This is a genomic window from Paraburkholderia sp. Ac-20347 (assembly GCF_017104805.1).
Taxonomy (GTDB): domain Bacteria; phylum Pseudomonadota; class Gammaproteobacteria; order Burkholderiales; family Burkholderiaceae; genus Paraburkholderia; species Paraburkholderia tropica.
On record NZ_JAAGPN010000142.1, the window covers coordinates 1 to 21,749 of the forward strand.

The 21,749-nt window shown below is 66.6% G+C and carries 15 protein-coding genes; 8 read left to right on the forward strand and 7 right to left on the reverse strand.

Annotation, left to right across the window (positions count from 1 at the left end; all coding sequences use genetic code 11):
* The first annotated feature begins 10 nt into the window (after positions 1 to 10).
* Entirely contained in the window at positions 11 to 490 is a 480-nt protein-coding gene (locus tag G3N97_RS23950) for a molybdopterin-dependent oxidoreductase (RefSeq protein WP_205995440.1), read from the forward strand.
* Between the two features lie 7 nt (positions 491 to 497).
* Positions 498 to 2,366 carry an ATP-binding protein gene (locus G3N97_RS23955; RefSeq protein ID WP_205995427.1) on the forward strand — a complete coding sequence of 623 codons (1,869 nt, stop codon included), beginning with the start codon at positions 498 to 500 and terminating at the stop codon, positions 2,364 to 2,366.
* Here the strand turns inward: G3N97_RS23955 and G3N97_RS23960 are convergent.
* Positions 2,363 to 3,217: a helix-turn-helix domain-containing protein gene (locus G3N97_RS23960; RefSeq protein WP_205995428.1), complete on the reverse strand. Its 855-nt coding sequence runs from the start codon at positions 3,215 to 3,217 to the stop codon at positions 2,363 to 2,365. The genes G3N97_RS23955 and G3N97_RS23960 overlap by 4 nt on opposite strands.
* Positions 3,218 to 3,509: 292 nt before the next feature.
* Between G3N97_RS23960 and G3N97_RS23965 the strand changes: the two genes are divergently transcribed.
* Positions 3,510 to 4,274 (forward strand): C39 family peptidase, encoded by a 765-nt coding sequence (locus G3N97_RS23965; RefSeq protein WP_205995429.1) that lies wholly within the window; start codon positions 3,510 to 3,512, stop codon positions 4,272 to 4,274.
* 96 nt (positions 4,275 to 4,370) lie between these two features.
* Here the strand turns inward: G3N97_RS23965 and G3N97_RS23970 are convergent, their stop codons facing one another.
* Both G3N97_RS23970 and G3N97_RS23975 read right to left on the reverse strand, forming a co-directional pair.
* Entirely contained in the window at positions 4,371 to 5,327 is a 957-nt protein-coding gene (locus tag G3N97_RS23970) for a LysR family transcriptional regulator (RefSeq protein WP_205995430.1), read from the reverse strand.
* 396 nt (positions 5,328 to 5,723) lie between these two features.
* The gene (locus G3N97_RS23975; RefSeq protein WP_065059463.1) at positions 5,724 to 6,776 is read right to left on the reverse strand and encodes an NAD(P)-dependent alcohol dehydrogenase; all 1,053 of its coding nucleotides are present in this window, start codon (positions 6,774 to 6,776) and stop codon (positions 5,724 to 5,726) included.
* Positions 6,777 to 7,151: 375 nt separating this feature from the next.
* Here G3N97_RS23975 and G3N97_RS23980 point away from each other — a divergent pair, with 375 nt between their 5' ends.
* The 4 genes from G3N97_RS23980 to G3N97_RS23995 all read left to right on the forward strand — a co-directional run bounded on the left by G3N97_RS23980 (position 7,152) and on the right by G3N97_RS23995 (position 12,614).
* Positions 7,152 to 8,054: an AraC family transcriptional regulator gene (locus G3N97_RS23980; protein ID WP_241030799.1), complete on the forward strand. Its 903-nt coding sequence runs from the start codon at positions 7,152 to 7,154 to the stop codon at positions 8,052 to 8,054.
* Positions 8,055 to 8,143: 89 nt separating this feature from the next.
* Complete coding sequence (locus tag G3N97_RS23985) at positions 8,144 to 9,088, forward strand: 2-hydroxyacid dehydrogenase (RefSeq protein WP_205995432.1); 945 nt, start codon at positions 8,144 to 8,146, stop codon at positions 9,086 to 9,088.
* 456 nt (positions 9,089 to 9,544) lie between these two features.
* Positions 9,545 to 10,333, forward strand: coding sequence for a hypothetical protein (locus G3N97_RS23990; protein WP_241030797.1), 789 nt, complete (start codon positions 9,545 to 9,547; stop codon positions 10,331 to 10,333).
* A 250-nt stretch (positions 10,334 to 10,583) separates the two neighbouring features.
* Entirely contained in the window at positions 10,584 to 12,614 is a 2,031-nt protein-coding gene (locus G3N97_RS23995) for an EAL domain-containing protein (RefSeq protein ID WP_205995433.1), read from the forward strand.
* Positions 12,615 to 12,634: 20 nt separating this feature from the next.
* Here G3N97_RS23995 and G3N97_RS24000 read toward each other — a convergent pair whose 3' ends face one another.
* From G3N97_RS24000 to G3N97_RS24010, 3 genes are all read right to left on the reverse strand, one after another.
* Entirely contained in the window at positions 12,635 to 13,942 is a 1,308-nt protein-coding gene (locus G3N97_RS24000; protein WP_205995434.1) for an MFS transporter, read from the reverse strand.
* Positions 13,943 to 14,023: 81 nt separating this feature from the next.
* Positions 14,024 to 15,220, reverse strand: coding sequence for a CaiB/BaiF CoA-transferase family protein (locus tag G3N97_RS24005; protein WP_205995435.1), 1,197 nt, complete (start codon positions 15,218 to 15,220; stop codon positions 14,024 to 14,026).
* A gap of 10 nt (positions 15,221 to 15,230) precedes the next feature.
* Positions 15,231 to 16,988, reverse strand: coding sequence for an acyl-CoA dehydrogenase family protein (locus G3N97_RS24010; protein WP_205995436.1), 1,758 nt, complete (start codon positions 16,986 to 16,988; stop codon positions 15,231 to 15,233).
* Between the two features lie 148 nt (positions 16,989 to 17,136).
* Here G3N97_RS24010 and G3N97_RS24015 point away from each other — a divergent pair, with 148 nt between their 5' ends.
* Entirely contained in the window at positions 17,137 to 18,024 is an 888-nt protein-coding gene (locus G3N97_RS24015; RefSeq protein WP_205995437.1) for a LysR family transcriptional regulator, read from the forward strand.
* A gap of 1,026 nt (positions 18,025 to 19,050) precedes the next feature.
* Here the strand turns inward: G3N97_RS24015 and G3N97_RS24025 are convergent.
* Complete coding sequence (locus tag G3N97_RS24025) at positions 19,051 to 21,663, reverse strand: adenosylcobalamin-dependent ribonucleoside-diphosphate reductase (RefSeq protein ID WP_205995439.1); 2,613 nt, start codon at positions 21,661 to 21,663, stop codon at positions 19,051 to 19,053.
* Between the last annotated feature and the right edge of the window lie 86 nt (positions 21,664 to 21,749).

Genomic DNA, 21,749 nt, shown 5'->3' on the forward strand with positions numbered 1-21,749 from the left:
CGCCGCCGCGCTGCCGTCGCGAACCGCGCTTGCGGCGTCCAGCGCGACCGGCGCGACCGGCGGCGGGCTGACGCTCGACGTGAACGGCCAGGTGCGCGTCACCAACAACGCCACGCACGACGCCTATCATTTCAGCGAGCAGCAGTTGCTCGCGCTGCCCACGCACGCGATCTCCACGTCGACGACCTGGACGCCGCGTTCGACCTTCACCGGTCCGCTGCTCGCCGACGTGCTGAAAACCGTCGGCGCTTACGGCAGCCAGATCGAGATCCACACGATCGACGACTACACCTGTGTCGTGCCGGTCGCCGACGCGCGCCGTTACGGCGTGGTGCTGGCCTACGCGATGAACGGCAAGCGCCTGAAGGTCAGCGACTTCGGCCCGCTGTTCCTGATCTATCCGCGCGATCAGTTTCCGCTCGAACTCGACGGCGCGGCCGGCGACGCCAAGTTCGCCTGGCAGATCGTGTCGATGACCATCAAGCCTTAACGCTGCCATGCAACGCCCGCTGCGCCGCTTCCTGCACGTGCTGATCTGGGTCGTCGCGCTCGCGCCGCCGCTCGCCGCGGTCGGCTATCTGCTCTACGCGAACCTGCTCAATCCGCAGGTGGTGCAGCGCCTCACCGGCAACTACGACGGCCTGTACTGGGACGCCGCGCAGATGCAGCTCGCCTACTCGCGCTTCGAGAGCCAGTTGCTGATCTACGCCGACGGCATCGATCGCGACATCGACAAGGTGCGGCTGCGCTACGAAGTCCTGCAATCGAAGCTCAACGTGATGAAGGGCTCGACGCGCTCGCTCGTCGCCACGCCGTCGCTGATGAAGCGCCAGGAAGAGGACCTCAACGCGATCGACGCAACCATCGCGCCGTTCGACGGCGAAATCGCCATGCTGCCCGAGAGTCCCGAGCGCGCGGTGCCGATGCTGGAAGCGCTCGACGCGCGCTGGAGCGCCGTGACCGATCTCGCGCTGAACCGCCGTTTCGCCGACGTGACCGAGCGCGAGGCCATCCGCCGCGACTTCATCGCCAAGCGCCGCGAACTGTTTGCGGCGGGCCTCGTGCTGCTGGTGCTGTCGGCCGCCGCCGCCGCGCTGCTCGTCATGAACGGCTACCGGCGCACGCGCCTGATCCGGCAGCAGCACGCCGCGCTCGAAGCCGAACACCAGGCGACCCGCGCCGCGCGCGAGGCGAGCATGGCCAAGGACGCGTTCCTCGGCATGATCAGCCACGAGTTGCGCACGCCGCTGCATGCGATCGTCTCGTCGATCGAACTGCTCGGCTTCAACTCGCATTCGGAGTCGGACCGCAAGGTGATCGGGCGGCTCGAAACCGCCGCGCGCCAGCTCGAAGCGCAGATGAAGGACCTCACCGACTACGCGCGGCTCGGCGCGGGCAAGCTCGAACTGCGTCCGGAAGAGTTCGATCCGCGCGAACTGCTGCAATCGATCGTCGATGAAAACGAGCAGGCCGCGCGCGCCCGCGGGCTGGCGTTCGCGCACGCGTGGCACGGTACGCATCGCTGCGTGCTGGCCGATCCGCACCGCATCCGCCAGATCGCCAACAACCTCGTGACCAACGCGATCCGCTATACCGAGCGCGGCTCGGTGAGCATCGAGTTCGCGCTCAGCGGTCCGGCGCCGGGCGTGCTGCCGCGCGCCTCGACCGCGCCCGCGCAGACGCTCGCGATCAAGGTCAGCGACACCGGGCCGGGCGTGGCGGCGGCGCAGATTCCGCTGATCTTCAAGGAGTTCACGCAGCTCGATACGTCGCGCTCGCGGCGCTACGAGGGCGCGGGCATGGGGCTCGCGATCGTGCGCGGGCTGGTGGAGCTGTTCGGCGGGCGGATCGACACCGATAGCCGCGTGGGCGAGGGCACGACCTTCACGGTGACGATTCCGGTCGCCGCCATCGAAGTGCTCGAGGCCGGTCCCGAGGCCGCGCCGATCCAGGCGCTGTGGGCGCCGCCGCAGGTGATGGTGGTGGACGACAACCCGCTGGTGCGCGAGTCGCTCTGCGAAATGGTGACGCACATGGGTTACGCGACGCGCGCGGCGGGCGACACCGACAGCGCGCTGGCGCTGCTCGCCGAGTCGCCCTGCGATGTGGTGCTGCTCGATCTGCACATGCCGGGCCGCGATGGTTACGCGTTTCTCGCCGGTCTGGAGGCGCGCAGGGGCGAGTGGCGGGCGATGTCGCCGCGCGTGATCGCCGTGAGCGCCGATGTCGCCGCGCTGGCGAGCATGGCCGTCGAAGGCGAGAACCGTTTTTTCGCGGCGCTCGCCAAGCCCTTGCATTACGAAGTGCTGCGCGCGGCGCTGCAGCGGGCGCTCAGCGCGCCGCGCGAGGCGCGCATGCCGGGTTAGGCGCGGTTCAGACGCTTGCCGAGATCGGCGACGAGAATCGCCATGCGCGCCGGTTTTTCGTAGCAGGCCACGTTGTAGTGGCGCACCACCTGGCTGATTTCCGATTCGCTCGCCTTGCCCGTCAGCAGTTCGCCGGTGAGCACGAAGATCGGCGCTTCGGGGTTTTCGGAGGCGCGCACCTGGCGGATCGCGTCGGCGGCGGTCTGGTTGCCGAACAGCCAGTCGATCACCACGCCGTCGAACACGTGCTGCTCCAGCGCCTCGGCGAACGCCGCGAGGCCGTAGAGCGCGTGGGCCGTGTAGCCGCTGTGCTCCAGATAATCGCGCAGGTTGTCGGCGGAAGCCTGGTCGTCGTCGACGACGGCGATCAGCGGCTTGTCCGCTTCGGCGCGGCGCGGATAAATCTCGATCTTGTGCACTTCGCGCGCGTTCTGGTACAGCGCGCCGTCGGGGCGCACCACGCGCCATTGGCCCTGTTTTTCATAGGCGACGAAGTCCGGACGGCTGCCCGGCTCCACGGGCGCGCCGATCCACGCCGTGCACGGCAATTCCGCCGCGCTCACGCACAGCAGCGCTTCCTGGGCGCTCGCGCCGACCATGCCCGGATCGAGCAACTGGCCGCCGAACAGCTGGCCCGCCGGTTCGCCGAACGCTTCGGCCACCTTCTTGATTTGCGCGAGCGTCCACGGGCTGTTGCCGCGCAGCTTGCGGTGCCCTTGGGAAAAGCTCAGATCGAGGATCCGGCATAGCTCGGTCGTTTGCTGACGTTTGCCGATGCCGTGACGGCTCATCAGCTCGCGTACGCGCTCAGCGACCGTGGCCGAATCGGTTGAGTGTGCAACGTTCGACATACGGCGATAAAAAAGGGGGTGATCGAAGGGGGTGGTTTGTTATCGTGCGCCAGGCACATGACGGCCAGAACATCGTCGATCCGTCAGGCGGGCGCACAATATTCTAAACGCATCATTTAACAAATGGCTCATGGTTTTTGTATACAAATGTCGGCCATCGAAGGGATGACGTAAGTGCGGGGTCATGCGGCGATGCGGGCGCGTCTGCGACAATGGGTGTTTTACGCGAAATCGGCAGGCCGGGCCGCTTGCGTGGCCGCCTGCCTCGATCAACGAGCCGGAGCGAGCCTGTATGGACGAAAGACGTGTGAACGCCGGCGTGACCGGCGCAGCGAACGAAGACGTGGCGCGTGACGGGCAGCGCGATGCGCAGGCCGATTTGAAACACCAGGCGAAAGAAGCGAAGCACGAAGCGCAGCGCGAAGCCGGACGCGGTGCCGTGCTGCGCCATCATGGTGTGCCGTATTACAGCCAGTGGGGCAGTCCGGAGTGGGTGGCGCGCATCGTCGAGGACGACGCCGATCCCTGCGACGACCCGGACTGGCGCGCGAGCGGTTTCGCGCAGCCGGGCGACTACCGCTTCTGGGCGAAGCGCCTGTGCGGGCTGACCTGCTTCGAATCGGCGCTGGATTACTGGGGCATCGCCCACGCGCCGCGCGCGGCGATGCTCGAAGAAGCGCTGCGCCACGGTTGTTATCGCCTGCGCGAAGACGGCGGCGTGGACGGCCTCATTTACCGTCCGTTCGCCGACTGGGCCGAGTCGGCCTACGGCGTGCGCGTCGAGGTGATGACCGACGAGGGCATCGAGGCGAGCGCCGCGCGGCTCGGGCCGGACACGCTCGCGATCGTCTCCGTGAGCCCCGAAATCCGCTATCCCGAGCGCGACAACGCGCGGCAGGGCGGCCATCTGATTCTCGTGCACGGCCGCGACGACGACGGCGTCTGGTTCCACAATCCCTCGGGCGTCGCGCCGTATCAGGCCGACGCCTGGCTGCCGTACGCGACCGTCACGCGCTTTCACGCGCGGCGCGGCATGGCGCTCACGCGCGCGGCTTGAGCGCGGCTTGAGCCCGCCGTCACGCAGAACTGACGCCCCAACGCGCGCGGCGGCACATCGCGCCGCGCGCGCGGGCGGACACATCGAGCCGGCGCATCAAGCCGGCTGCAATCCCTCCAGCAACTGACGCACGCGCGACAGATCGCGATTGAGCGCGCCCGCGTCCTCGAACAGCTCGGCGAGCCAGTCGACGAACACGCGCACGCGCGGCGAAAGCTGCCGCGACTTCACGAACGCCACCGACACCGGCGTGGGCAGCGGCTTCCATTGCGGCAGCACCTCGACGAGCGTGCCGTTGTCGAGATACGGCTGGGCCGCGAGCAGCGGCGGCTGGATCAGCCCATAGCCCTGCAGACCGCAGGTCAGGTAGGCGAATTCGTCGGAAACATGCACGAAGCCGTCCACCTTCACCTTGGTCGGGCTGCCGTCGACCTCGAAGTCGAACTCGTACGGACGCCCCGTCAGCGGCGACAGAAAATTCACGACGGGATGCTGCGCGAGATCGTCGAGCGTGGCGGGCGCGCCGCGCCGTTCGAGATACGCGGGACTCGCGCAGGTGACGTGTTCCAGCAAGCCGAGACGGCGCGCGGCGAGACCCGAATCGGGCATTTCGCCGAGCTGGATGCTGCAATCCACGCCTTCGCCGACGAGGTCCACGTTGCGCAGACTCACGCCGATCACGAGGTCGATCTGCGGATAGCGCGTGTGGAAGTCGTTGAGCGCGGGCAGCACGATCGCGTTGGCGATCAGCCCCGGCATTTCCACGCGCAGACGTCCGCCGATGGCGCCGGGCGTCTGGCGCACGCTCGCTTCGGCCTCGTCGATGTCGGCGAGAATCTGCGAGGCGCGTTCGTAGTAGGCCGCGCCTTCGGGCGTCAGCGAAAGGCGGCGCGTGGTGCGGACGAGCAGTTGCGTGCCGAGCAGCGCTTCGAGGCTTTGCATCAGCGTGGTGGCGCTGGCGCGCGGCATATCGAGCGATTGCGCGGCTTTGGTGAAGCTGTTGGTATCGACGATGCGGACGAACGTGCGCATCGCCTGGATGCGGTCGATCACGGGCGAGCTCCTGATGGGTCGGGTACGGCTTGAGCGAATTCCGCGTGGCTACTGCAAATAGGTGTGCGGCGCGCCCGGGTCGCCACAGTCGTGCGGCCAAAGGCGTCGCAAAGCCGGCGTCTCGCGGATCAGGCGCGCGGCGGTTGCAGGACGATTCCGGTTAGTCGGTGTAAAGCTGCGCTTTAATCGGCGCTTTGATCGGCGCTTTAGTCAGCGTTATTCGGCGGCGCGTGACACGGTCACGAAAAGCGTAAAACTGCGCCGGCTCGAAAGCGGTGCCGCAGGTGCGGCCGGGTGCTGCGTGAGGCGCGAAAGCCTCGATGCGGAAGGGCTGGCGGGCCGTCCGAACGGACGGCCCGGCGGGGCAAGGCGTTACGTCTGTGCGCGTGCTGCGTGTTACTTGCGCAGCGAATCGAGGTCGATCACGAAGCGGTACTTCACGTCGCTCTTGAGCATGCGCTCGTAGGCGTCGTTGATGTCCTGCATGTTGATCATTTCGATATCGGACGTAATGCCGTGCTGACCGCAGAAGTCCAGCATTTCCTGGGTTTCAGCGATGCCGCCGATCAGCGAGCCCGCAAGACGGCGGCGCTTGAAGATCAGGTTGAACACTTGCGGCGACGGATGATCGTGCTCGGGCGCGCCCACCAGCGTGAGCGTGCCGTCGCGCTTGAGCAGTTCGATGAACGGATTCAGGTCGTGCTGCGCGGCGACCGTGTTCACGATCAGGTCGAAGCTGTTCAGATGCGCCTTCATCTGCTCCGGGTCCTTCGAGATCACGACTTCGTCGGCGCCGAGGCGCTTGCCGTCTTCGATCTTCGAGGGCGAGGTGGTGAACAGCACCACGTGCGCGCCCATCGCATGGGCGAGCTTCACGCCCATGTGGCCGAGGCCGCCGAGACCGACGATGCCGACCTTCTTGCCGGGGCCGGCGCCCCACGTGCGCAGCGGCGAGTAGGTGGTGATGCCCGCGCACAGCAGCGGCGCGGCGGCGGCGGCGTCGAGGTTCTCCGGCACGCGCAGCACGAAGGCTTCGTCGACCACGAGTTGCGTCGAGTAGCCGCCGTAGGTGACTTCGCCGCTCACGCGGTCGTTGCCGTTATAGGTGCCGACAAAGCCGTTTTCGCAATACTGTTCGAGGCCTTCGCCGCAGCTCGCGCAGGTGCGGCACGAGTCGACGAGACAGCCTACGCCCACGAGCTGGCCTGCCTTGAACTTCGTGACGCCCGTGCCCACTTCGGCGACGCGGCCCACGATTTCGTGGCCCGGCACCACCGGGAACATCGTGTTGCGCCATTCGTTGCGCGCCTGGTGCAGATCGGAGTGGCACACGCCGCAGTACAGCACGTCGATGCGCACGTCGAGTTCGCGCAGGTCGCGGCGCTGGAATTCGAACGGGGCGAGCGGCGAACCGGCGTCCTGTGCGGCGTATCCGTAGGTCTGGTACATAGTGAGGTGGCTCCTGAGACTGAGTGGCTAGGCAGGCGCAAACGCCGGGACGCAACGCTCGCGGCGTCGCGGTCGGGGGTGTTGCGGCAGGGTTCCCATCGTAAGGATCGCGCTCCACCCAGGGAATACCTGAATCTATCGAAGACTTGCCTGATTCTCCTGGCGATCCACGCGCGTGCGCATTCGGTGATAGATTGGCAAGCCTGATTCTCTTTCCGTCCCGATGAATTTAGGGGCGCAACTGACATGAAAACAGCACAAATCGAGCCCGTCGCGCCGGTCGTGCCGGTCATTTCGACGCCGCTGGTCTCGCGCGCGAGCGCCGCGCCCGTGGTGCACGCCGACGACGCCACGCAGCGCCGCGTGGTCGAGCTGATGATGCAGCTCACGCAGCGCGACGGCGCGCATCAGACGCCGCTCGACGGCGTGCGCCTGTTTCGCGGCAGCCAGAGCCATCCGCGCCAGCCGGTCATGTACGAGCCGAGCATCTTCATCGTCTGCCAGGGCCGCAAGCGCGGCTTTCTCGGCGATCAGGTGTTCATCTACGACGCGCAGCAATATCTCGTGCTCTCGGTGCCGCTGCCGTTCGAATGCGAAACCGAAGCCTCGCCCGAGAAGCCGATTCTCGCGATCTCGGTGCGCGTCGATCTGACGATGGTCGCGGAGCTGCTGATGGCGCTCAACGACACGCGCGGCAGCGCCGTCTCCGAGCCGGCGGGCATTTATGCCACGCCGCTCGACGCGCCGCTGTCGAACGCCGTGCTGCGTCTGCTCGAAGCGCTCGCGCAGCCCGCGGACGCGCGCATTCTCGGGCCGTCGATCGTGCGCGAGATCTGCTATCGCGTGCTCACGGGCGAGCAGGGCGACGCGATTCGCGCGGCGCTCACGCATCAGCAACATTTCGGCCGCATCGCCAAGGCGCTGCGCCGCATTCACACCGACTATCGCGGCGACCTCGACGTGGTGACGCTCGCCGCCGAGGCCGGCATGAGCCTCGCGGTGTTTCATGCGCACTTCAAGGCGGTGACGTCCACCTCGCCGATGCAATACGTGAAGACCACGCGCCTGCATCACGCGCGTCTCCTGATTACGCACGACGGCATGAACGTGAGCGCGGCGGCGGTGCGCGTGGGCTACGAAAGCGCCTCGCAGTTCAGCCGCGAATTCAAGCGTCTGTTCGGCTGCACGCCCGCCGACGAAATGCGCCGCGCGCGTGTCGCCGCCGAAGCGGTCACGCCGCGCGTGGAAGTGGTGCAGCGCTATGTGTCGGCGCTTTGATACCGGAAATTGATTCGGATATCGAATTTTTAGAAGTCGCCGTGAAAACGTAGCGTAATTAATCTGACGTAACGAACCCCAAGGTCGATATGAACGCCGTCTCGAAGCCGCGCCTGCTCGTGCTGATCCCGCTCACCGACACCGACCGCGCCACGCTCGCCGCGCACTTCGAGGTGCTCTATGCGCCCGATGCGCCGCAGCGCGAGCAGGCGGTCGCGCGCGAGGGCGGCACGGTGCGCGCGGTGCTCACGAATGGCACCACGGGACTGACGGCGGACGAGATCGACGCGATGCCCCAGCTCGAATTCGCGGCGGCGCTGGGCGCGGGTTACGAGAACCTCGCGCTCGATCACGCGCGCGCTCGCGGCATCGCGTTGAGCAATGGCGCGGGCGTGAACGCCGATTGCGTCGCCGACCACGCGATCGCGCTGCTGCTCGCCGCGTTGCGCGCGATCCCGCAATTCGACGCCGCCTTGCGCGCGGGCATCTGGCGCGACGCGCTGCCGATGCGGCCCACGCTCACGGGACGCAAGCTCGGCATCCTCGGCTATGGGCATATCGGCGCGAAGATCGCGAAGCGCGCCGCGGGCTTCGACATGCCGGTCGGTTATCACAACCGCTCGCCGCGCGACGGCGTGAGCGCGCGTTATTTCGATTCGACGCTGGCGCTCGCGCAATGGAGCGACTGCCTCGTGGTCGCGACGCCGGGCGGCGCGTCGACCGAACATCTGATCGATCGCGCGGTGCTCGACGCGCTGGGGCCGCAAGGTTTTCTCGTCAATGTGTCGCGCGGCAGCGTGGTCGATACGGCCGCGCTTGCCGCCGCATTGCGCGAAGGGCGTCTTGCGGGCGCGGGCCTCGACGTCTACGAAGGCGAGCCCGAACCGCCGCAGGCGCTCATCTCGCTCGACAACATCGTGCTGACGCCGCACACGGCCGGCACGTCGCCCGATGTGCGCGCGGCCACCGTGCGCAATTTCATCGACAACGCCACACGCCATTTCGCGGGCGAGGCGCTCGTTACGCCGCTCTGATCCGGCATTCTCCTTCGCAGGCGCGTACCGCGTGTTCGGTGCGCGGTTTCGCGCGCCTGTGCATGTGTCGCGCAGAGAGTCGCGTGCGCGATTTGTCGGGCATTCCGGTGCTTGACTGAGCGCATGGCAGTCCGGCACGTCGGGCGGCATACTCCGACTTGCCTTGTCGCGCTTTCTGTCATATTGCCTCGGCATCGCGTTCCGCTCGCGCGCAGTGTGCCGACGATTCCCGGCAACGCGTAGCTCACGATTTCCCGTTTCTGCGGGCCGTCGACGCCGTGATTCAAACGTAGCGCAACACCGCACAGACAAGACGCAGGGAGCGACACGAAGCGCCGCGCAACGGATGCGGCGCACGACTCTGGGGGACGACAGATGAAACGCAGCCCGTTACCCGAGGCGCGGCGGCGCGCAGCCGCGCCGGGCCCGATGTCGGCGAAGTCATGGGCGCTGAAGTTGGCGACAACGCTGGCGCTGGCCGCCGCGCAGTTGTCGATGCCTGCGTACGCGCAAAGCCAGTCGAGCAACTCGGCCGACGACGCCAACAAGAGCAACAACCCGCTGAACCTCGCCGCATCGTTCAACGTGCAGAACATGTTCGCGCCGTCGCTCTACGGTTCGAGCGCGGTGACCAACGATCTGCTGCTGCGCGGCACGCTGCCGCTTGGACCGAATGGCCTCGTGCCGGTGCCGCAGATCCTCCGGCTGACCGCGCCGGTCAGCACGCGGCCCGATCCGTCCGGCGGCTATAACACCGGTCTCGGCGATATCAACCTGTTCGACATCTTTCTCGTCAGCCAGGGCGCGACGCAGATCGGCATCGGTCCGCTCGTCACCGCGCCCACGGCCACCGATCCCACGCTCGGCACCGGCAAGTGGCAGGCGGGGCTCGCGGCGGTGGTCGTGAACGCGACGCGCGCGCGACTGCTTGGCGCGCTGGTGCAGTGGCAGCATTCGTTCGCCGGACAAAGCGGGCGGCCCACGGTGCAGTCGCTCACGGCGCAGCCCTTCGGCATCTTCAATCTGCCGGGCGGCTGGTATATCCGCTCGACCGGCATCTGGACGTTCGATCTTCAGCACGGCGCCTGGTACATTCCCGTGGGCCTCGGCGGCGGCAAGGCGTGGAAGGCGGGCGGCACGATCTACAACGTGTTCGTCGAGCCGCAATATTCCGTCGCGCATTCGGGCGCGGGCGTGCCGAAATGGCAGATCTTCGCCGGTCTGAACATGACCTTCGGGAAGTAGGCGAGCGCGATTCGCGGCGCGCGCGCCACGTGGCGTCCAACGCCGGAATTGGCGCCATGCTCCGCCAAACTCGCGCCGGAAACCGCCATCGGCGGCGTGTCCGCGCCTCGCGCTATGTACGGCAGGCCACGGCCGGACGGTGATGCATGCCTTATGATTCAGCCTGGAGCGGTGGTTTTCTTCGCTCGCCGCTTTGCGCGCCGCGCGGAGGGCCGATTTCCCGGCAGGGATCCAACAGGCAGAAGGGCGCATGCAAACTTTGATCGAGGCGTTGCGGAAATCAGCCGTCCTCGTGGTGAACCGCTTCTACGAGGAGCTGGCGCGCTTGCCCAAGTCCCGGCGCATCCTCGAAATGCTGTCGGCGGAAGAACTCGCGCACCTCAAGGACCGCCAGATCCAGAATCTGCTCGCACTCGCCGATCCCGGCCTGAGCTCGAAGGAGCACGCCGCGATGGCGATGCGCATCGGCCGCATTCATGCCGTCGTCGGGCTCGACAAGGAAGAGCTCGTACGCAGCCGTGGCATTCTCCAGGAACTGCTCTACAAGCTGATCGGCCGCGACGTGGGCGGCCAGGCGCTGTCGCTCTACGCGCGCCGCCTCACCAGCGACACGGCCTGGCAGCTCAAGGCCTACCAGGCCGTCGAGGATTCGCAACAGGACGTGCTTCAGCGCATCACGCGCATCGTCTGGGAAGCGGGCAGCTATACGCATTTCATCGATCAACTCGTGAGCGTGCTCGGCGGTCACGACGAGGTGACCGCCTGCACGATCGGGCGACCCGACGAAGCGGGCATCTTCCATTTCGAAGCGGGCGCGGGCGGCAGCGGCGAGGGCGGCCTGGTGGCCGTTTTGACCGCGCACGGCCACGAGATCAGCGTGCGCGCCGATCATCCCGACGGCCAGGGCGCGGTGGGGCGCGCCTGGCGCAGCGGTCACGCCGAGCGCGTGGTCAACTATCAGACCGATCCGCTCGTCGAGCGCTGGCGCGACGTCGCCGCGCGCGAGGGCCTGCGTTCGTCGGTGGCGATTCCGATCGCAGCGCCGGGGCATGCGCCGATCGCCATCGTCATGCTGTTCAGCGCGTATCCGGGCGGCTTCGTCGGACCGGACCAGGTCGCTTTCATCGAATTGCTGCAGACGCTGCTCAGCTGCGTCGCCTCGCGGTTGCAGACCCACGACGGGCTGCTGGGCGGCGCGGTGCCGGTCAGCGTGCGCCAGCATTGGGCCGCGCTCGTGCGCACCGGCGCGCTGGAAATGCACTACCAGCCGCTTCTCACGCTCGCCAACGGCGAGGTGAGCAAGGTCGAGGCGCTCGCGCGTCTGCGCGACGGCGAGCGTCTGCTCACGCCCGACGAATTCCTCTTCGCGCTGTCGTCCGACGATTTGCTCGCGCTGTTCGCGCGCGGTCTCGGCCAGGCGCTCGACGACCGCGCGCGCTGGCTCGCGGCCGGTCACGATCTGGAGATTTCGGTCAATCTGCCGCCCGCCGCGCTCAACGATCTGCGTTATTTCGATGCGGCGCGCGAGGCGCTGGAGACGCACGCGTGTCCGAGCCGGCGGCTCACGCTCGAAGTGCTGGAGAACGAATCGATTTCGCTGAGCCACGGACAGCGCGCGATTCTCGGCAAGTTCCGCGCGCTCGGCGTGCTGCTCGCGCAGGACGATCTGGGCTCGGGCCATAGCGGCCTCGCGCGGTTGCGCGAATTGCCGTTCGACTGGATCAAGATCGACCGCGAAATCGCGCATATCGCCGGCGATGCCGCGCTCGACGCGCTGCGCGTGGTGTATCAGATCACGCGCCTCGGCCATTCGCTCGGCAAGCTGGTGCTGGCGGAAGGCGTCGATTCCGCGGATCTGCTCAAGGCGCTCGCGCTGCTCGGCGTGGATGGCGCGCAAGGCTACGAGATCGCGCGGCCGATGCCCGCCGATCAACTGCTCGGCTGGATTGGAAACGCGGCGCGCGTGTCCGTCGCGCCGGTCGGCGAAAGCGTGCTCACGCGGCTCGCGCGCTTCGTGGTGTGGGAGGAGCGCGCGTTCATTCTCGCCACGTTGCCCGAGGCGGCGCGCGGCCTGCTCGATTCGGACGACGCCGCCGCGCGCACGGCGCTCGCCGATGCGCTCATCAGCTTCGGCGACATCTTGCCGGCAGGCGCGGAGCGCGATGCTCTGCAGCGCGACATGCTGCACGCGCTGGTGAAGGGCGGCCGGCACAGCGAGGCCTGGCAGACGGCGCTCGCGCGCCTCATGAGCGCGATTTCTACGGCGCCGCTGGCGGTGTGACGGCCTGACCGGTCACGCGCTTATTCCGGCAGCGCGATGGCCACATCGGCGGGCGAGGTCGACGATTGCCGACGCTGCAGCACCGCGATACACACAAGCGACACCCCCGCGAGCGCGCTGTAGAACAGCGCGAGCGGCCACCATTGGCCGGGATAGGCGTGCGCGAGCAAGGTGCCGACGAGCGGCGTGAGTCCGCCCGCGAGCGCCGCGCAACACTGGTACGAAATCGAAATGGCCGAGTAGCGCGTGCGCACGGGAAACGCGTTCGTCATGAAGCCCGCCATCACCGCATACGAACTCGACATGCACATCACGGCAATCGCAATGCCGATCACGATCGCCACCGGCTTGCCCGTGGCAACCAACACGAACATCGGATAAGGCGAGAGCATCGCGAGCGCGGCGGCGCGCGTGAGAAAACGCCCCGCGCCCACGCGCTGCGCGAACCACGCCGACGCCAGTTGCGTGAAGAACTGGATGAACGCGACCACGAACAGGCAATCGAGAATCAGCGTGCGGTCGAGGCCGAGCGTCTGTGTCGTGTAATTGAGCATGAAGGTGTTGACGAACCACGCGCCCGCCACGCCGATCACGTTCGCACCGAGACACAGCAGCACGCCGCGCCAGCTGTCGCGAAGCACTTCGACGATCGGCAACGCCGCGGTGCGCGCCTGCTGTTTCAGCGCTTCGAATTCCGGCGATTCGCTCACGCCCGAGCGGATCAGCAAACCCACCACGAGCAGCACGGCGCTCGCGAGAAACGGCAGACGCCAGCCCCACGCGAACAGCGCCGCGTGATCGAGATGCGCGACGCTGCGAAACGCGAGCAGCGCGAGAATGAGACCGGCGGGACTGCCGAGTTGCGCGAACGACGCGAGAAACGTGCGCTTTTCCTTCGGCGCATGCTCGCCCGCCATCAGCACCGCGCCGCCCCATTCGCCGCCGATCGCGATGCCTTGCGCGATGCGCAGCGCGACGAGCAAGGCCGGCGCGAGCGCGCCAGCGCTTTCGTAAGTCGGCAGAAAACCGATGCCCACGGTGCCGACGCCCATGATCGAAAGCGTGGCGACGAGCGCCTTCTTGCGGCCGATGCGATCGCCCAGATGTCCGAACACGAGCCCGCCGAAGGGCCGCGCGAAAAAGCCCACGGCGAAGGTGCCGAACGAGGCGAGCGTGCTGTAGAACGGATCGTGCGCGGGAAAGAACAGCTTGCCGAAGATCAGTGCGGCTGCAGTGGCGTAGATATAAAAGTCGTACCACTCGATGGTGGTGCCGACGAAGGCGGCTAGCGAAGCGCGCGCGGGTTGTCGCGCGGGAAGGCTCGTCATGTCTCTCTCCAGTTCCATTAGTCGGGTTTCGCCGGCTTGGGCCGGTCTTGATCCGTATCGGTTTGCGCCTGCTTACACGCGTTATGAGCCCTTCACCACGCCCGCCTCGAACAGCTTGCGCTGCGTGTCGGCGTCGATGCCGAGCGCGTCGAGCACCGCGCGCGTATCGCCGCCGAGCGCGGGCGGCGGTGTGCGATAGGTCGCGGGCGTGCGCGAGAGCTTCACGGGCGCGCCGGTGCCGCGATAGCCCGGCATCTCCACCAACATGTGCCGATGCAGCGTATGCGGATGCGCCGCCACCGCATCGACGGTCTGCACCGGCCCGCACGGCACGCCCGCCTGAATCAGATCGCGCGCGAGCGGCGCGCAATCGTGCTGCGTGAGCCGTGCTTCGAGCGCCGCCTTCAACTCGGGACGATGTGCGCAGCGGCTGCGATTGTCGGCGAAACGAGGATCGTCGGCGAGATCGGGGATGCCCAGATGCGCGCACAGTTTCGCGAACTGGCGGTCGTTGCCGACGGCGAGAAAGATCGGCGCGCTGGCGGTGGCGTAGCTGTCGTAAGGCGCGATGTTCGGATGTGCGTTGCCGCTGCGTTGCGGCGTGCGTCCGTTGCCGAACCAGTTCGGCAGATGCGGATGCAGCAGCGACACGCCGCAGTCGTACAGCGCGATATCGACCGATTGCCCGTGGCCGCTTTTTTCGCGTTCCGCGAGCGCGAGCAGAATGCCTGCAAGCGCGTTCAGGCCCGTCACCATGTCGACGATCGGCAGGCCGATGCGCAGCGCCGGGCCGTCGCTTTCGCCGTTCACGCTCATGAGTCCGGCCATCGCCTGGATCACGGCGTCGTAGCCGGGCAGGCCGCCGAGCGGACCGTCGGGGCCGAAACCGGAGATCGCGCAATGAATCAGGCGCGGAAAGCGCGGCTGAAGATCGCGCGCGTAATCCATGCCCCAGCGCGCGAGCGTGCCGGGCTTGAAGTTTTCGACGAGCACGTCCGCGCCTTCGAGCAGTTGCCAGAGAATCGCGCGGCCTTCCTCGCGCGACAGATCGACGGCGATGCCTTGCTTGTTGCGATTCACGCCCACGTAGTACGACGCCGTATCGCCGACGAAAGGCGGCCCCCAGCCGCGCGTTTCATCGCCATCGGGCGGTTCGAGTTTGATGACGTCGGCGCCGTGGTCGGCGAGCGCCTGGGTGCAGTACGGGCCGCCCAGCACGCGGCTCAGATCGATCACGCGCAGACCGTGCAGCGCGCCTTTCACTTGGGTGGTCGTCATGACGTTCGCCTCACTGCGCGGGCAGCAGTTGCATCGCGTCCGCGAGCGACAGCGGCTGTTCGTCGACGAGCGCGCGAAGTTGCGTGGCGTGCGCGTCGCGATCGTCGAGCGCGAGCGGATCGCGCGGCAGCAACTTGTGTTGCACGATCAGATGCGCGAGCGCGAGGCGGCGATAATCCTGCGCGCCGCCGCGTGACATCTGCGCGGCTTCGCAAGCCATGAACGCCGCCGTGGTGGCGTGATAGAGCGCGCTCGCCGCTTGACGCACCGACTCGTCGCGGCCGCATTCGGCGACGCTCTCCAGCGCCGCCGACGCGCGCTCGAACGCGGCGCGCAACAGCGACGCGCTGGCCTCGGGCAAACCGGCTTCGGCGAGTTCGGCGCGCACGTAGCGGCCCAGCGCGTCGAGCGCGCCTTCGCGTTTCGCCGCGCGCGCGACGTCGAGCGCCACGATGTTGCTCGTGCCTTCCCAGATCGAACCGAGATGCGCGTCTCGCACGAGTCGAGCGTCGCTCCATTCCTCGATATAGCCCACGCCGCCGCGCACTTCCATCGCGTCGCCGGTGACGCGTCGCGCGTCGCGGCAGGCTCGGAACTTGATGAGCGGCGTGAGGATGCGCACGCATTTCGCGGCGAGTTCGTCGCCTTGATCGGCGCGCGGCAACAGCGTGGCGATGCGCATGAAGAGCGTGCGCGCCTGCTCGGCGGGCAGCATCATCTTGAGCAGTTGTCGCTGCATCAGCGGCATGTCGATGAGCTTGCGGCCGAACGCTTCGCGATGGCGTGCGACGTGCAGCGCTTCGGTGAGCGCGCGGCGCATGAGACCGGCGGCGCGCACGCCGTTCGACAGTCGCGACATGTTGATCATGTCGGCCATCTGATGAAAGCCGCGTCCGACTTCGCCGATCAGATACGCCTGCGCGCCGTCGAGCACGATCTCGCCGCTGGCCATCGAGCGGCTGCCGAGCTTGTCCTTGAGGCGCACGATGCGATACGTGTTGCGCGTGCCGTCGGGCAGCGTTTTCGGCAGCAGGAACAGCGCGAGCCCCTTGATGCCGGCCGGCGCGCCGTCGACGCGCGCGAGCACCATCGCAAGATCGGCGTCAGCGTTCGAGCAGAACCATTTGTCGCCGTAGAGACGCCAGCTTTGCGTGCCGTCCGCGCCGGTTTCGCGCGCGGCGCGCGTGGCGATGCGCGCGACGTCGGAACCGGCTGCCTGCTCGGTCATGAACATCGCGCCTTGAAACAGCGTGTCGAAATCCTGCGAGGCGAGCATCGGCAGATAGCGCGCGATCAGTTCGGGCGTGCCGAATTTGCGCAGCGTGCGCGTGAGCGAATCGGTCATGCTCACGGGGCAGCACAGGCCGAACTCGGCCTGCACGAACAGATACGTGAGCGCGTATTTCACGAGCGGCGCGGGCGCGTGTTCGCGATGGCTCATCGCCGCGAGACCGAGTTCGGCATACGCGACGCGTTCGAGCGCGACGTAGTCGGGATGCTTGTCGATGTGCTGGATCGCTTCGCCGCGACGCGTGCGATGCTGCAGCGTGGGCGGATGGTGATCGGCGGAGAGCGCGAGCGTGTCGAGTTCGTCGGAGGCGCGCTGGCCGAGCGTGGCGAGCTGCGATTCGATGGCCGCGAAGGCCGTGTCGCCGAGATAGCTGCGCAGGAGCGGGGCCAGACCGGGATCGCTGCTGAAGAAGTTGATGCCGCGGCTGTCGGGAATGTTGGACGCGCCGCTGGCTTGCGCGGCGGGGGATTCGCTCATCGATGTCTCCTGTCTGTTCTTCGGACGGGCGCGTGGCGCCGTAGTGGAGGCAGAATAGGAGCGGCGACGATAACCGTCCAATACAAACGATGTCCTGTACGATAAGCACCATCTATCGATAACACGGGCGAGCGGAGGAGACACCGCGATGGAACTCAAGCAATTGCGCTATTTCGTGGCCGTGGCCGAAGAGCTGCATTTCGGCCGCGCCGCGCGGCGGCTCTTTATTTCGCAGCCCGCGCTGAGCTTCGACATCCGCAAGTTCGAGGAGCAACTGGGCGTGCAACTGCTCGAACGCAGCAACAAGGCGGTCGCGCTGACCAACGCGGGTTTCGTGCTGCTCGAAGAGGCGCGCCGTCTGCTCGCACAGGCCGACGAAGTGCGCCGCATCGCCGAGCGTTCGGCGCACGGGCTGGCGGGGCGGCTGCGCATCGGTTTCGTCAATTCGATGCTGTATCGCGGCTTGCCCGAAGCGGTGCGGCGCTTCGAGGCCGATCATCCGGCCGTGGAGGTCGTGCTGCGCGAAATGAACACCATCGAGCAGGTGCATGCGTTGCAGCGTTTGCAGATCGATCTGGGCTTCGCGCATTGGGGGCGCTTTCCGGCCGAGGTGCAATCGCAGACGCTGTTTTCCGAGCCGTTTCTGTGCTGTCTGCCTGCGGGGCACCGGCTCGCGAAGCGTCGGCGTATCGACCTTGCTGCGCTCGCGCGCGAGCCGTTCATTCTGTTTCCGCGTTCGGTGTCGCCGCATTATCACGATCAGATTATCGCGACGTGCGTGGAGGCGGGCTTCAGTCCGCAGATCCGCCACGAAGCGCGGCTCTGGCAAACCGTGGTGACGATGGTCGAATTCGGTATGTGCATCGCGCTCGTGCCCGCCGCGCTCGGGAAGATGGGCGGCGAGCGCGCGGTGTTTCGTCCATTGTCCAGTAATCCTTATGAATCGCAAGTGCTCAAGCTCGTGCGGGCGGGCGAGACGAACGGGATCGTGGAGGGATTTTCGGGGTATCTGGCGGAGCGGGCGGGTGCGGGTTGAATGGCTGCGCGTGCTGAAGAACAACGCTGCGATCGATCATCTTCCAGCGCGTGACGCTAAACAGCTCGAAACCGGGGATTACCCGTTGCGCGTCGCGCAGCGTTCAAGTTGAATCGCCATAAAAAAACGCGCTCGTTCGAGCGCGTAAGGATACAAGAGACTTGCTGAACCTCATCCTGTCAGTGAGGGGCTTGCGCTCCCTAAGGTCCGTTGGGGAGAGCGTTGACATCTTAAGACAGGCAGTTTTGCTGATTCAATCGGACGTGACCGAAAAATGCGCGTGACTGGTTTTGATTCACACGAATGCGCTGCGTAAATTCTATGCCGGCAATGACGGCCTGTTTTTCTCATGATCGTCTCCGGGCGTGAAGGTCGAATCAGGTGATTCGTGCGATCGGGTGGACCATTCCAGCGAACACGTCCGCTATCGATGCGACTATCTGGGCAGACGTGTACCACTCAACGCGGCGCGATACAGCTCGCGACCCGCGTCGCCAAACAGGCTGGTTAGTGCTTCACGAAGAAATCCTGACTCGTACCAGTGCAGGAAGTAGCGATGGCAGGTTGTGTGACTGGGATACGATTTAGGCAGCGCATTCCACGGCAATCCGTGTGAAATCTTCCACAACACGGCATTGAAGACTTCGCGCTGATTGCAACGTGGCCGGCCCCGCGTTTCCGTTTTCTTATAGCTTTGAAAGCTTGCGATCAGTCGAGACAATACCGTCCACTGATTTTCCGTCAAGTCGGAAGGCGTAAGAGTTCTGGCAGCGTCCATCGAGATATTTCGTCGTATTGAGCATATCTTGTTCGCTGACTTTACGTTGTTTGACGCAGGATTCGCAATCGGACACGTATGAAATTGGGATGTGGGGAATTGCAATCCTGAATTTAAAAAAACGAGAAAACTCAACGATGTTGATGTTTGCGGAATTCTGAATTGAGCCGACCGGATGCCATGCCGCTGGACCGTGCGCAGGGGAGAAAGCCGGGCGCGCGGTAGTCGCGCGCCCAGGCGTGCAGACCTTAACCGCAGCTCCCGATTTCCCCGCACGCCGTACAAAAATCACAACCATCGCGGCGAATCACGGCATTCGCGCCGCACGATCCGCATTTGCGCCCGAGCATCGCGTGCGGCGCGGCGAGAGAGGCGTCGGCGGGCAGCGCATTCGGTCCGTCGAGCACCTGATCGCCGGCGCGCACCGCTGCATCGCTCTCATCCGCACCTGACGCACCCGACGCGTCCGGCGACGCGAGCCGCGCCTCGGCGCGTCGCTGCGCGAGCAGACGCGACGGCACCTGACGTCCCTCGGCATCGAGAAAACCGCGCCGGTGCAGAATCTGCTGGATCGCATAGGCGATGGCCGCGACTTCCGAGTCGTGCCACAGCGGCGTGCGCTTGCCGTCGAGACGCTGCGTCTCGCCGTAACGCACCTGACCGCGATCCCACGACACCTTGCGCAAATCCTGCAGATTGCGCGCGACGAAACCGCCGCGCGCCGCGAGCGACAGCGAACGCATGGTCGCCGTGATCCATTGCTGCGATTCGTCGCGCTGACCCACGGGAATGAAGAACTCGATGGGCCGCTCGATCGTCACCGGTTCGCTGCCCACCTGGCCCGTCACTTCGAGAAACGACACGGCCACGTAAAGCGAGACCTTGCCCGTCTGCGTGAGGTATTCGATCTTCTCGATCACCGCGGGCAACTCGCCTTTCGGGCGATGGTCGATTGCCACGCGCAGCGGATCGAGCAGCGCGTCGCTTTGCGCGTCGTCGGGCGTCTCGGTGGCCGCGGGCGTGACGTGGAGCACCGCGCCGAGCGTCTCGTTCGGACGATAGGTGGCGAGACCCTTGAGCCCGCGCCGCCATGCATCGAGGTAAAGATTTTCGAAGTCCTCGAACGGATAATCGGCGGGCACGTTGACGGTTTTCGAAATCGACGTATCCACGTAAGGCTGCACCGCCGCCATCATCTGCACGTGGTCCTGCGCGCTCATTTGCAGCGCGCTCACGAAATAGTCGGGCAGCGCGTTCGTGTCGTCCGCCTCGCCGACGAGTTCGCGATACACGCGCCACGCGTGGTCTTCGACCGCGAAGGTCTCGCTGCCGCCATCGGCCATGCGGCGCGTGCGCTGATAGGTCCACGAGAACGCGGGCTCGACGCCGTTCGAGACGTTGTCGGCGAACGCGAGACTCACGGTCCCCGTCGGCGCGATCGACAGCAGATGGCTGTTGCGGATGCCGTGCGCGCGAATCTCGTCTTGCAGCGTGTCGGGCAGGCGCGAGGCGAAGGTGCCGGGCGCGAGATAGGTGTTCGCGTCGAACAGCGCAAACGCGCCGCGCTCGCGCGCGAGTTCGACCGAGGCGCGATAGGCCGCGTCGCGCATCGTGCGCCCGACGCGCGCGCCGAACGCGCAACCTTCCTCGGTGTTGTAGCGGATGCCGAGCATCACGAGCGTATCGCCGAGTCCCGTGAAGCCCACGCCGATGCGCCGTTTCGCAGCGGCTTCGGCCTTTTGTTCGGGCAGCGGCCAGAGCGTGACGTCGAGCACGTCGTCGAGAAAACGCACTTGCGTGGCGGTGCGCGCGGCGAGCGCGTCCCAGTCGAAGTTGTGATCGGCGGCGCTCGCGCTCGCATGCTTCGCGCCGCGCAACTGCGCGAATGGCGCCTTCACGAAGCGCGTGAGATCGAGCGGGCCGAGATTGCAGCAGCCGTACGCCGGCAAGGGCTGCTCGCCGCACGGATTGGTCGCGCGGATGGTTTCCTGCGCGCGCAGATTGTTGTCCTCGTTCATGCGCGAAATGAACACCACGCCGGGCTCGGCCATGTCGTAGGTCGAACGCATGATCGTGTCCCAGAGCTCGCGCGCGCGTTTTTCGGCGTAGATCCAGAGACCGTCGTCGCGCTGCCTGAGGTCGCCCGCCGCGCGCAACGCGGGCGAGGGAGCGGCGCGGTGCACGAGCTGCCAGACGTCGTCGTTTTCGACGGCGCGCATGAATGCATCGGTCACCGCGACCGAGACGTTGAAGTTGTTCCAGCGTCCCTTCGAATGCTTTGCCTCGATGAATTCGGGCAGGTCCGGGTGATCGCAGTCGAGCACCGCCATCTGCGCGCCGCGCCGCGACCCGGCGCTTTCGACGGTGCGGCACGAGGCGTCGAACACGTCGATATAACTGCACGGTCCGGAAGCGCTCGATCCCGTCGATTTCACCAGCGCGCCGCGCGGACGGATCGCCGAAAAGTTGTAGCCCACGCCGCCGCCGCGCCGCATGGTTTCGGCGGCCTGCAGCAGCGCGACGTAGATGCCGGGGCGGCCTTCGTCGTCGGTGTCCTGAATGCTGTCGCCGACCGGCTGCACGAAGCAGTTGATGAGCGTCGATTCGATGGCCGTGCCCGCCGCGCTCATGATGCGCCCCGCGCCCAGCGCGCCGTTGCGCAGATTGTCGAGGAAGCGCGCTTCGATCTCGGCGCGCAACGCGGGCGGCTCGGCCTGGGCGACGCCGCGCGCGACGCGGCGATAGATGTCGTCGGCGCTCTGCTCGTCGCCCTTGGCGTACTTTTCGAGCATCACGTCGAGCGAGAACGGTTGCGGCGCGGGACGGCCCGCGCGGGAGAGAGGCGGAGTGTTTTCTGCCATGACCGGATCCTTTCGGGCGCCGCGGCGTGCCGGGCGCGTTTGCGGTGACGGGGCGGGCGCGACGGCACGCCGGTCCGGGCGAGCGC

What these genes read in the sequence shown, in the direction of transcription:
- G3N97_RS23955 (WP_205995427.1), top strand. Translation starts at nt 498, where the DNA reads ATGCAACGCCCGCTGCGCCGCTTCCTGCACGTGCTGATCTGGGTCGTC.
- G3N97_RS23995 (WP_205995433.1), top strand. Translation starts at nt 10,584, where the DNA reads ATGCAAACTTTGATCGAGGCGTTGCGGAAATCAGCCGTCCTCGTGGTG.
- G3N97_RS24010 (WP_205995436.1), bottom strand. Translation starts at nt 16,988, where the DNA reads ATGAGCGAATCCCCCGCCGCGCAAGCCAGCGGCGCGTCCAACATTCCC.
- G3N97_RS24000 (WP_205995434.1), bottom strand. Translation starts at nt 13,942, where the DNA reads ATGACGAGCCTTCCCGCGCGACAACCCGCGCGCGCTTCGCTAGCCGCC.
- G3N97_RS24025 (WP_205995439.1), bottom strand. Translation starts at nt 21,663, where the DNA reads ATGGCAGAAAACACTCCGCCTCTCTCCCGCGCGGGCCGTCCCGCGCCG.
- G3N97_RS23975 (WP_065059463.1), bottom strand. Translation starts at nt 6,776, where the DNA reads ATGTACCAGACCTACGGATACGCCGCACAGGACGCCGGTTCGCCGCTC.
- G3N97_RS24005 (WP_205995435.1), bottom strand. Translation starts at nt 15,220, where the DNA reads ATGACGACCACCCAAGTGAAAGGCGCGCTGCACGGTCTGCGCGTGATC.
- G3N97_RS24015 (WP_205995437.1), top strand. Translation starts at nt 17,137, where the DNA reads ATGGAACTCAAGCAATTGCGCTATTTCGTGGCCGTGGCCGAAGAGCTG.
- G3N97_RS23985 (WP_205995432.1), top strand. Translation starts at nt 8,144, where the DNA reads ATGAACGCCGTCTCGAAGCCGCGCCTGCTCGTGCTGATCCCGCTCACC.
- G3N97_RS23960 (WP_205995428.1), bottom strand. Translation starts at nt 3,217, where the DNA reads ATGTCGAACGTTGCACACTCAACCGATTCGGCCACGGTCGCTGAGCGC.
- G3N97_RS23980 (WP_241030799.1), top strand. Translation starts at nt 7,152, where the DNA reads ATGATGCAGCTCACGCAGCGCGACGGCGCGCATCAGACGCCGCTCGAC.
- G3N97_RS23965 (WP_205995429.1), top strand. Translation starts at nt 3,510, where the DNA reads ATGGACGAAAGACGTGTGAACGCCGGCGTGACCGGCGCAGCGAACGAA.